The sequence below is a fragment of the Pseudomonas sp. GD04158 genome, from assembly GCF_029834875.1.
Lineage (GTDB): Bacteria > Pseudomonadota > Gammaproteobacteria > Pseudomonadales > Pseudomonadaceae > Aquipseudomonas > Aquipseudomonas hydrolytica.
In genome coordinates this window covers 1-10,883 of sequence record NZ_JAODYT010000103.1, presented here as the reverse complement: position 1 = coordinate 10,883, position 10,883 = coordinate 1, and the positions used below count along the sequence as shown (strand labels likewise).

11 protein-coding genes are annotated in these 10,883 nt (G+C 67.0%); 10 read left to right on the top strand and 1 reads right to left on the bottom strand.

The features are described 5' to 3' along the window. The 6 genes from N7333_RS22435 to pqqE all read left to right on the top strand — a co-directional run. Positions 1–280: cytochrome c (locus N7333_RS22435; protein ID WP_279859408.1), on the top strand; the 280-nt coding region annotated here is incomplete at its 5' end. Between the two features lie 61 nt (positions 281–341). Beyond that, positions 342–413, top strand: coding sequence for a pyrroloquinoline quinone precursor peptide PqqA (gene pqqA / locus N7333_RS22430; RefSeq protein ID WP_003239771.1), 72 nt, complete (start codon positions 342–344; stop codon positions 411–413). A 78-nt stretch (positions 414–491) separates the two neighbouring features. Further along, positions 492–1,406: a pyrroloquinoline quinone biosynthesis protein PqqB gene (gene pqqB / locus N7333_RS22425; protein WP_129482321.1), complete on the top strand. Its 915-nt coding sequence runs from the start codon at positions 492–494 to the stop codon at positions 1,404–1,406. Between the two features lie 87 nt (positions 1,407–1,493). Continuing rightward, the gene (gene pqqC / locus N7333_RS22420; protein WP_129482320.1) at positions 1,494–2,246 is read left to right on the top strand and encodes a pyrroloquinoline-quinone synthase PqqC; all 753 of its coding nucleotides are present in this window, start codon (positions 1,494–1,496) and stop codon (positions 2,244–2,246) included. Positions 2,247–2,328: 82 nt separating this feature from the next. Beyond that, entirely contained in the window at positions 2,329–2,607 is a 279-nt protein-coding gene (gene pqqD / locus N7333_RS22415; RefSeq protein ID WP_092375744.1) for a pyrroloquinoline quinone biosynthesis peptide chaperone PqqD, read from the top strand. A gap of 46 nt (positions 2,608–2,653) precedes the next feature. Then, positions 2,654–3,898: a pyrroloquinoline quinone biosynthesis protein PqqE gene (gene pqqE / locus N7333_RS22410; protein WP_252576640.1), complete on the top strand. Its 1,245-nt coding sequence runs from the start codon at positions 2,654–2,656 to the stop codon at positions 3,896–3,898. A 60-nt stretch (positions 3,899–3,958) separates the two neighbouring features. Here pqqE and N7333_RS22405 read toward each other — a convergent pair whose 3' ends face one another. Further along, positions 3,959–4,909 (bottom strand): LysR family transcriptional regulator, encoded by a 951-nt coding sequence (locus tag N7333_RS22405; protein ID WP_129482319.1) that lies wholly within the window; start codon positions 4,907–4,909, stop codon positions 3,959–3,961. A 311-nt stretch (positions 4,910–5,220) separates the two neighbouring features. On the opposite strand from N7333_RS22405, the gene N7333_RS22400 reads away from it, so the two are divergent. The 4 genes from N7333_RS22400 to N7333_RS22385 form a co-directional block, all read left to right on the top strand. Next, entirely contained in the window at positions 5,221–5,547 is a 327-nt protein-coding gene (locus N7333_RS22400; protein WP_129482318.1) for a DUF485 domain-containing protein, read from the top strand. Continuing rightward, positions 5,544–7,193: a cation acetate symporter gene (locus tag N7333_RS22395; RefSeq protein WP_092375755.1), complete on the top strand. Its 1,650-nt coding sequence runs from the start codon at positions 5,544–5,546 to the stop codon at positions 7,191–7,193. The genes N7333_RS22400 and N7333_RS22395 overlap by 4 nt, the downstream gene beginning before the upstream one ends. Before the next feature lie 415 nt (positions 7,194–7,608). Beyond that, a complete protein-coding gene (locus N7333_RS22390) occupies positions 7,609–9,309 on the top strand; it encodes an AMP-binding protein (protein ID WP_279859407.1) in 1,701 nt (566 codons plus the stop codon). Positions 9,310–9,409: 100 nt separating this feature from the next. Next, a partial coding sequence (locus N7333_RS22385) for a CoA-acylating methylmalonate-semialdehyde dehydrogenase (RefSeq protein WP_279859406.1) occupies positions 9,410–10,883 on the top strand: 1,474 nt, incomplete at its 3' end.

Below are 10,883 nucleotides of genomic sequence, written 5' to 3'. Positions count from 1 at the left end.
CGCGGACCTGGACGCCGGCAAGCTGCTGTACGGCAACTACTGCTCGATGTGTCACGGCGTCGGCGCCGTCAGCGGCGGCCTGATCCCCGACCTGCGCCATACGGATCAATGGCGCCGCGACAACTTCCAGCAGATCGTCCGGGACGGCATCCTCCGTCCGCTGGGCATGCCATCCTTCAAGAACTCGCTGAGCGTGGCCGAGGTGGAACAGATCAAGGCCTATGTGATGAGCCGCGAGTACGAGGACCATCTCAAGGCGCAGCAAGCCGCCAGACCCTGACCCCCATGAGCGGGCTCGGCCCGCCCGTGGACACCACCCCAAGCACCGGAGGAACAGCAGCATGTGGACCAAACCTAGCTACACCGACCTGCGCATCGGCTTCGAAGTGACCCTGTACTTCGCCAACCGTTGAGCCTGCCGCGGCGTGCCTGGCGCGCCGCGTTTCCCGCCCCGGCCTGCCGGGGCCTGATTTTTGCCGCGCGAGGCCCAGATGCATATCCAGATTCTCGGTTCCGCCGCCGGCGGCGGTTTCCCCCAGTGGAACTGCAACTGCCGCAACTGCCGCGGCGTGCGCGCCGGCACCCTGCGGGCGCAGCCGCGTACCCAGTCGTCCATCGCCATCTCCGACGAAGGCGAGCAGTGGATCCTGTGCAACGCCTCGCCCGACATCCGCGCCCAGCTCGAAGCCTTCCCGGCGCTGCAGCCGGCGCGCCAGCTGCGCGACACGGCGATTGCCGGCATCGTCCTGCTCGACAGCCAGATCGACCACTGCACCGGCCTGTTGACCCTGCGCGAAGGCTGCCCGCATCAGGTCTGGTGCACCGAGATGGTCCATCAGGACCTGACCACCGGCTTTCCGCTGTTCAACATGCTCAGCCACTGGAACGGCGGCCTGCAGCACCGGCTGATCGAGCTGGATGCCAAGCCGTTCAGCATCCCCGCCTGTCCTGAGCTGCGCCTCACCGCCATCGCCCTGCGCAGCAGCGCGCCGCCGTATTCGCCGCATCGGGGCAATCCGCACCCGGGCGACAACATCGGCCTGTTCATCGAGGACCTGCGCACGGGCGGGACCTTGTTCTACGCCCCCGGCCTGGGCCAGGTGGACGAGCAACTGCTGGGCTGGATGCGCCGCGCCGACTGCCTGCTGGTGGACGGCACGCTGTGGCGCGACGACGAGATGCGCGTGTGCGAGGTGGGCGACAAGCTCGGCAGCGAGATGGGCCACCTGCCGCAGAGCGGCCCGGGCGGCATGCTCGAGGTGCTCGACGGCCTGCCGACCGCACGCAAGATCCTGATCCATATCAACAACACCAACCCGATTCTCGACCTGGATTCGCCCGAGCGTGCCGAGCTGGACGCGCGCGGCATCGAGGTCGCGTTCGATGGCATGAGCATCCATTTGTAGGGTGTGCGGGGCCGCCCAGGCTGTGCGCACTTCAAAGAATGCTGGTGCGCACGGCGCACCCTACGGCAACGCGTATCGGAGATCCTGATGAGCCAAGCTGCCATGACCCCTGCCGAATTCGAGCAGGCCCTGCGCGCCAAGGGCGCGCTGTACCACATCCATCATCCTTTTCATCGCGCCATGTACGAAGGGCGCGCCACCCGCGAGCAGATCCAGGGCTGGGTGGCGAACCGCTTCTACTATCAGGTCAATATCCCACTTAAGGACGCCGCGATCATGGCCAACTGCCCGGATCGTGAGACCCGGCGCGAGTGGATTCAGCGCATCCTCGACCACGATGGGGCACCAGGCGAGGAAGGCGGCATCGAGGCCTGGCTGCGCTTGGCCGAGGCGGTCGGTCTCGACCGCGAGCAGGTGCTGTCGCAGGAGCTGGTGCTGCCCGGCGTGCGCTTCGCCGTCGACGCCTACGTCAACTTCGCTCGCCGCGCCAGTTGGCAGGAGGCGGCCAGCAGCTCGCTGACCGAGCTGTTCGCGCCGACCATCCACCAGTCGCGCCTGGACGCCTGGCCGCAGCACTACCCGTGGATCGATGCGACCGGCTACGACTACTTCCGCAATCGTCTGAGCCAGGCGCGCCGCGACGTCGAGCATGGCCTGCGCATCACCCTCGAGCACTACTGCACCCGTGAGGCACAGGAGCGCATGCTGAATATCCTGCAGTTCAAGCTCGACGTGCTGTGGAGCATGCTCGACGCCATGAGCATGGCCTACGAGCTGGAGCGCCCGCCGTACCACACGGTAACCGCCGAGCGCGTCTGGCATCGGGGGATCGCTTTATGATCAAGACAGCGGTGCGCATGGCGCACCCTACGGCCGCATTCCACGTAGGGTGCGCCGCGCGCACCACGACGGAGCCGCAACCATGACCTCGACCATCCTGCCCAACGTCCCCGCCATCCGTCGCGGCTTCCGCCTGCAGTTCGAGCCGGCCCAGGGCTGCCACGTGTTGCTCTATCCCGAGGGCATGATCAAACTCAACGACAGCGCCGGCGAGATTCTCCAGTTGATCGACGGCCAGCGCAGCGTCGCGGACATCGTCGCCGAGCTGGAGGCGCGCTATCCCGACGTCGCGGAGCTGGGCGACGATGTGCAGCAGTTCATCGAGGTGGCTCATGCCCAGTTCTGGATCGAACTGCGCTGACCGCGGACCGTTGCAAGGCGTCGGCGAAGCCGCCGAGGCTGTACCGATGACGGCCCCGCAGGAGCAGGCGAAGAAGCACGGCGTGCAACACGTACAAGAGCATGCGACCGAGCCGGCGATCCACCCCGTTCCTAACGGTGCCTCGGCAACGCAGAGAGCCTTGCAACGCTCCGTCGAGGTCGGCCCGCCGCTCTGGCTGCTGGCCGAGCTGACCTACCGCTGCCCGCTGCAGTGCCCGTACTGCTCCAATCCACTGGATTTCTCCCAGCAGGGCTCCGAACTCAGCACCGCCGAGTGGATCGAGGTGTTCCGCCAGGCCCGCGAGCTGGGCGCGGCGCAGCTGGGCTTCTCCGGCGGCGAGCCGCTGGTGCGTCAGGACCTGGCCGAGCTGATCGCGGCGGCGCGCGGCCTGGGCTACTACACCAACCTGATCACCTCCGGTATCGGCCTGACCGAAGCGAGGATTGCCGAGTTCGCCGAGGCGGGGCTGGACCATATCCAGATCAGCTTTCAGGCCGCCGACGAGGAGGTGAACAACCTCCTGGCCGGCTCGCACAAGGCCTTCGCGCAGAAGCTGGCCATGGCCCGCGCGGTCAAGGCCCATGGCTACCCGATGGTGCTGAACTTCGTCACGCACCGGCACAACATCGACAATATCGAGCGCATCATCGAGCTGTGCCTGGGGCTGGAGGCAGACTTCGTCGAACTCGCCACCTGCCAGTTCTACGGCTGGGCCGAGCTCAATCGCGCCGGCCTGCTGCCAACCCGTGCGCAACTGGAGCGCGCCGAGCGTATCACCAACCAGTGGCGCGACAAGCTGGCGGCGGAGAACCACCCCTGCAAGCTGATCTTCGTCACTCCCGACTACTACGAGGAGCGCCCCAAGGCCTGCATGAACGGCTGGGGCAATCTGTTTCTCGACATCACCCCGGATGGCACGGCGCTGCCTTGCCACAGCGCGCGGCAGCTGCCGGTGCAGTTCCCCAACGTGCGCGAGCACAGCGTCGAACATATCTGGCGGCATTCCTTCGGCTTCAATCGCTTCCGTGGCGACGACTGGATGCCCGAGCCATGCCGCAGCTGCGATGAGAAGCACAAGGATTTCGGCGGTTGTCGCTGCCAGGCCTTTATGCTCACCGGCGACGCCAGCAACGCCGACCCGGTGTGCAGCAAGTCGGCGCACCATGAGGTGATTCTCGCGGCGCGCCGCCAGGCCGACGAGGCGTCGCTGGGGCTGGACAAGCTGCAATACCGCAACGACAAGGCCTCGCGAATCATATGCAAGGCGTAGGGTGCGCCGTGCGCACCGATCCCGACAGCACCAGGAGCACCGCACAGGCCGCTCGCCGGCCTAAAGGCTCGGCAGATAGGCCATCTCCGTCGACTCGCCCAGCAGCAGGCCGCGGTTGAGTTCGGCGCAGGCACGCAGGTACTCGGCCACCAGGGTGACCCGCTTGAGCTTGCGCAGATCCTCGCTGTAGTACATCCAGAACTGCCGCATCACCTCGACCTCGTCCGGCAGTACCGCCTGTAGGCGCGGATCGGGGCCGGCGAGAAAACACGGCAGTATCGCCAGCGCGCGGCCTTCCAGGACCGCATGGTACTGGGCCACCACGCTGGTGCTGCGCAGGCGGCTGTGCGCACCGGGTAGCAGGTCGTTGAGGTACAGCAGCTTGAAGCTGAACGCCAGGTCCTCGACGTAGGTGACGAAGGCATGCCCGGCCAGGTCGTCGCGGCTGCGGATCGGCGCGTGGTTGGCCAGGTAGCCGGGCGTGGCGTACAGGCGCAGGCGGTAGTCGCACAGCCGCGAGCAGACATAGGGGCCGCGTTCCGGGCGTTCCAGGGTGATGGCGATGTCCGCCTCGCGCCGCGACAGGCTGATGAAGTGCGGTACCGGCAGGATGTCCACCGAGATGTTCGGGTAGTGGTCGAGAAAATGGCTCATCTGCGCCGTGACGAAGCAGGAGCCGAAGGCCTCGGTGCAACCGATGCGCAGATGCCCGGCGAGCCCGCCGGTGCTGCCGGAGACCTGTTCGCAGGCGACCTGCAGGGTGCCCTCCAGACTCTCCACGTGTCCCAGCAGGCGCTGCCCCTCGCTGGTCAGGACGAAGCCGGCGCTGCGCGACTTCTCGAACAATAGCGCGCCCAGGCTCTGCTCCAGGCTGCGGATGCGCCGCGACACCGTGGTGTAGTCCACCCCCAGCCTGCGCGACGCCGCACTCGCGGTGCGAGTGCGCGCCACTTCGAGGAAGAAGCGCAGGTCGTCCCAGTTGATCCGCCCCATTACCATGTTTTTTTGCATATGAGTCAGGCTTATTTGTCAATACATAGAGTAAATACGCCTACATATACTCCCTGACACAACGCCTGACCAGATCGGGCCGGCCCCTCCAACAACAATTCAGGGCTTATCGCATGAACGCATGGTCGACCACCGCCGCTTATGGCCGCTGCGGATCGCACTGCCGCTGCGCCGTCATGCGCTCACTGCGCCGTCGACGACAACCGCACCGCCCTCGCCCGCCCAGGCACTGATCTCCTCACCGCGCCGTTCGCGTGCCATGCGCGACGGCAACCGCACCGATCCGACAACAACAACCACGGAGCACCAGCATGAGTAGTCACGCCAAGCATGCGCTGACCTGCGCACTGATACGCAGCAATCCCAAGTTCCAGAGCCTCGCTCGCCGCCGCGCCCGCCTCGCCTGGGCCCTGAGCGGCCTGGTGCTGGCCCTGTACTACAGCTTCATCATGCTGGTGGCCTTCGCTCCCGGCTGGCTGCACCTGCCGTTGTACGCCGGCAGTAACCTGAGCCTGGGCCTGCCCCTGGGAGCCGCGCTGATCCTGCTGTGCTGGCTGCTCACCCTCTGGTACGTACGCAGCGCCAACCTGCACTTCGACACGCTCAGCGCGCAGATCCTCGAGGAGTCCCAGGTATGAAACGTCCAGCCCTCCTGCTCGCGCTCTGCGCACCACTGGCCGAGGCCGCGCCACTGACGGCCGAGCAACAGCCGCTCAACCTGCATGCCATCGGCATGTTCTTCGTCTTCGTCATAGCCACCCTGGCGATCACCTGGTGGGCGGCGCGGCGCACCCGTTCGGCCGCCGACTTCTACAGCGCCGGCGGCGGTATCAGCGGCTTTCAGAACGGTCTGGCGATCGCCGGCGACTACATGTCGGCGGCCACCCTGCTGGGCCTGTCCAGCCTGGTGTTCGCCCGGGGTTACGACGGCTTCGTCTACATCATCGGCTTCTTTGTCGGCTGGCCCATCGTCACCTTCCTCATGGCCGAGCGCCTGCGCAACCTGGGCCGCTACACCTTCGCCGACATCGTCTCCTACCGGCTGGACCAGACCCGCGTGCGCAGCTTCGCCGCGCTCGGCTCGCTGACCGTGGTGTGCTGCTACCTGGTGGTGCAGATGGTCGGCGCCGGCCAGTTGATCAAGCTGCTGTTCGGCCTCGACTACAGCACCGCGGTGGTGGTGGTCGGTGCGCTGATGCTGGTCTACGTGATTTTCGGCGGCATGCTCGCCACCACCTGGGTGCAGATCACCAAGGCGGTGCTGCTGCTCGGCGGCGGCACTACCCTGGCAGTGCTGGCACTGGCGCGTTTCGACTTCAGTTTCGAGACGCTGGCCGAGCAGGCCGTGGCCCTGCATGCCAGCGGCGCGCAGATCATGGGCCCCGGCTCCCTGCTGGCCGACCCGATCAATGCGGTGTCGCTGTCGCTCGGCCTGGTCTTCGGCATCGCCGGCCTGCCGCACATCCTGATGCGCTTCTTCACCGTGCCCAACGCCCGCGAGGCGCGACGCTCGGTGCTGTTCGCCACGCTGTTCATCGGCTTCTTCTTCCTCGTGGTCTGCGCCCTGGGCTACAGCGCCATCGTCATCGTCGGCGGCGACCCGCAGTACTTCGTCGACGGCAAGCTCGGCGGCGCCCTGATCGGCGGCGGCAACATGGTGGCCATGCACCTGGCCAAGGCAGTGGGCGGCGACCTGTTCCTCGGTTTCCTCTCCGCCGTAGCCTTCGCCACCATTCTCGCGGTGGTCGCCGGCCTGGCCCTGGCCGGCGCCTCGGCCATCTCCCACGACCTTTACGCCTCGGTGCTGAAGAAAGGTCGCGCCAACGAGAAGGACGAGATGCGCGTCTCGCGCATCGCCACGGTGGCCATCGGTATGGTCGCCATCGGCCTGGGCATTCTCTTCGAGCAGATGAACATCGCCTTCCTGGTCGGCCTGACCTTCGGCGTGGCCGCCTCGGCCAACTTCCCGGTGCTGATCATGGCCATGTACTGGGACGGCCTTACCACCCGTGGTGCGGTCTATGGCGGCCTGGCCGGCCTGATCAGCGCCCTGGCCCTGGTGATCGGCTCGCCCTCGGTGTGGGTCGGCGTGCTGGGCCATGCCGAAGCGCTGTTCCCCTACGACCAGCCCGCGCTGTTCTCCATGCCGCTGGCCTTCGTCACCATAGTGCTGGTCTCCAAGCTGGACCGCAGCAAGCGCGCCCAGGCCGAGCGCGCCGCCTACGCCGACCAGTTCGTGCGGGCCCAGACCGGCTTCGGCGCAGCCGCCGCCAGCAGTCACTGACGCGACCCACGTGGCGCCAACCCCTGGCGCCTCCCTGGGGCGAAAGGCCCCAAGCGCGACCAAGTTCCTTGCGTCGCGCTTTTTTATGCCTGCGTATCAGGTCCTTCCCTTCATCCCCACCGCCAGGCCGGACCGTCGAGAAGCCATGGGGACATCGCTGCGGGACATGCAACATTTTTGCATATCGCACCTGAATCCATACGTGTTCTTATCCTAACAATGCCTACCTATACTGGACTCACCAGCCTGGTGATAAAACCGGGCCAGTCCCAACAAAAATAAACAAGGGCACTCGCCATGAAACCATCCTCCGCTGCCACCCTCCTCCCGCCATCGACCGCCCGCATGTGCCTCGTCCATGCCGGCCACCGCGCCGCCTGACCGCCCGTACCGCGCCGATCGCAGGAGAACCGCCATGAACCGCAACAGCCAACCCTTCGTCGCCGCGCGCGACTTCCTCCTGGCCCACCGCACCGACTACGCCACCGCGGTGCGCGACTTCCGCTGGCCGCAGTTGCACCAGTTCAACTGGGCACTGGACTACTTCGACGCCATGGCCGAGGGCAACCAGGCGCCGGCGCTGTGGATAGTCGAGGAAGACGGCAGCGAGCAGCGCTACAGCTTCGCCGAACTGGCCGAGCGCTCCAACCGCGTGGCCAACCACCTGCGCGCCCTCGGCGTGCGCCGTGGCGAACGCATGCTGCTGATGCTGGGCAACCACATCGCCCTGTGGGAAACCATGCTCGCCGCCTTCAAGCTCGGCGCCGTGGTGATCCCGGCCACCGCCCTGCTCACCGCCGAGGACCTGCGCGACCGTATCGATCGCGGCCAGGTACGCCACCTGGTGGTGGGCAGCGAGCACACCGGCAAGTTCGCCGACCTGGCCGCAGACTGCGCGCGCATCTGCGTCGGTGCACCAGTGGCGGGCTGGACGCCGCACCAGGCCTACGCGGAGCACGCCAGCGCGTTCACTGCCGAGGGCACCACCCTGGCCACCGACCCCATGCTGCTGTACTTCACCTCCGGCACCACCAGCAAACCGAAGATGGTCCTGCACAGCCACCAGAGCTACCCGGTCGGCCACCTCTCGACCATGTACTGGATCGGCCTGCAGCCGGGCGACCTGCACCTGAACATCTCCTCGCCGGGCTGGGCCAAGCACGCCTGGAGCTGTTTCTTCGCGCCATGGAACGCCGGCGCCTGCATCTTCATCCACAACGTCGCCCGCTTCAGCGCTCCGGCCCTGCTCGGCGTGCTGGAAAAATACGGCGTCACCAGCCTGTGCGCGCCGCCCACGGTATGGCGCATGCTGATCCAGGAAGACCTGGCCAGCCTGAAAGGCCGCCTGCGCCTGCGCGAACTGGTGGGCGCCGGCGAGCCGCTCAACCCGGAGATCATCGAGCAGATCCAGCATGCCTGGGGCCTGTGGTTGCGCGACGGTTTCGGCCAGTCGGAAACCACCGCCCTGGTCGGCAACACCCCCGGCCAGCCGCTCAAACCCGGGTCGATGGGCCGTCCGCTGCCCGGCTACCGGGTGTGCATGCTCGATCCCGACGGCCAGCCGGCCAGCGATGGCGAGGTGGCCCTGCCGCTGGAGCCCCATCCGCTGGGCCTGATGCTGTGCTACGAGGACAGCCCGGAGAAGACTGCCGAGGTGATGCGCGGCGGCTACTACCGCACCGGCGACACCGCGTCGGTCGACGCCGACGGCTACGTCACCTTCGTTGGCCGCGCCGATGACGTGTTCAAGGCCTCCGACTACCGCATCAGCCCCTTCGAGCTGGAGAGCGCACTGATCGAGCACCCGGCGGTGATGGAGGTGGCGGTCGTGCCGAGCCCGGACCCGGTACGCCTGGCCGTGCCCAAGGCCTTCCTCATCCTCGCCCACGACGAACCCGGCAGCGCCGCGCTGGCGGAAAACATCCTGGCCTTCGCCCGCGAGCACCTGGCGCCCTACAAGCGGGTGCGGCGCATCGAGTTCGTCACCGAGCTGCCCAAGACCATCTCCGGGAAGATCCGCCGGGTCGAACTGCGGCAGATGGAAGTGCAGCGCCGCCAGGGCGAACGCGGCGCGCAGGAATACTTCGAAGAAGACTTCCCGCAGCTCAAGGGCTGAAACCGGGCCGGCGGGCCGGCCCTCCGCAAACCACCCCGACCGCTCGGCCGCACCGGCCGAGGGGACCCACTCGACCTCAAGAAAGCAGGCAGGACCGAAAATGACCTCTTCCAGCGTTCCCAGCGTCAAGCTGCTCATCAACGGCGAATTCGTCGAATCCAAGACCACCCAGTGGCGCGACGTGGTCAACCCGGCCACCCAGCAGGTGCTGGCCCGCGTGCCCTTCGCCACCGCCGCCGAAATGGACGCCGCCGTGGCCGCCGCCAAGGAAGCCTTCAAGACCTGGCGCAAGACCCCGATCGGCGCCCGCGCGCGGATCTTCCTCAAATACCAGCAACTGATCCGCGACAACATCAAGGAGCTGGCCGCCCTGCTCACCGCCGAACAGGGCAAGACCCTGCCCGATGCCGAAGGCGACGTGTTCCGCGGCCTGGAAGTGGTCGAGCATGCCGCCAGCATCGGCACCCTGCAGATGGGCGAGCTGGCCAACAACGTCGCCGGCGGCGTCGACACCTACACCCTGCTGCAACCCCTGGGCGTATGCGCCGGCATCACCCCGTTCAACTTCCCGGCGATGATCCCGCTGTGGATGTTCCCCATGGCCATCGCCTGCGGCAACACCTTCGTGCTCAAGCCGTCCGAGCAGGACCCGCTGGTGACCATGCGCCTGGTCGAACTGGCCCTGGAGGCCGGCGTGCCCAAGGGCGTGCTCAACGTCATCCATGGCGGGGTCGATGCGGTGAACCTGCTGTGCGACCACCCGGACATCAAGGCGGTGTCCTTCGTCGGTTCGACCCAGGTCGGCACCCATGTCTACAACCGCGCCAGCCAAAACGGCAAGCGCGCCCAGTGCATGATGGGGGCGAAGAACCACGCCATCGTGCTGCCCGACGCCAACAAGCAGCAGACCCTCAACAACCTGCTCGGCGCCTCCTTCGGCGCCGCCGGCCAGCGCTGCATGGCCCTGCCGGTGGTGATCCTGGTCGGCGAGGCGCAGGCCTGGCTGCCGGAGCTGATCGAACGCACCAAGACCCTCAAGGTGAATGCCGGCACCGAGCCGGGCACCGACATCGGCCCGGTGATCTCCTGCGCCGCCCTGGAGCGCATCACCGGCCTGATCGCCAAGGGCGTCGAGGAAGGCGCCAAACTGGAACTGGACGGTCGCAACCCGCACGTGCCGGGCTATCAGGACGGCAACTTCGTCGGCCCGACCATCTTCTCCGGAGTCACCGCGCAGATGACCGTGTACCGCGAGGAAATCTTCGGCCCGGTGCTGTGCGTGATGCAGGCCGCCAGCCTGCAGGAGGCGATCGACATCATCAACGCCAACCCGAACGGCAACGGCACCGCCCTGTTCACCCGCTCCGGCGCCGCCGCGCGGCACTTCCAGGAAGAGATCGACGTCGGCCAGGTGGGCATCAACGTGCCGATCCCGGTGCCGGTGCCGCTGTTCTCCTTCTCCGGCTCGCGCGCCTCCAAGCTCGGCGACCTGGGCCCCTACGGCAAGCAGGTGGTGACCTTCTACACCCAGACCAAGACCGTCACCCAGCGCTGGTTCGACGAGGATGCCGACG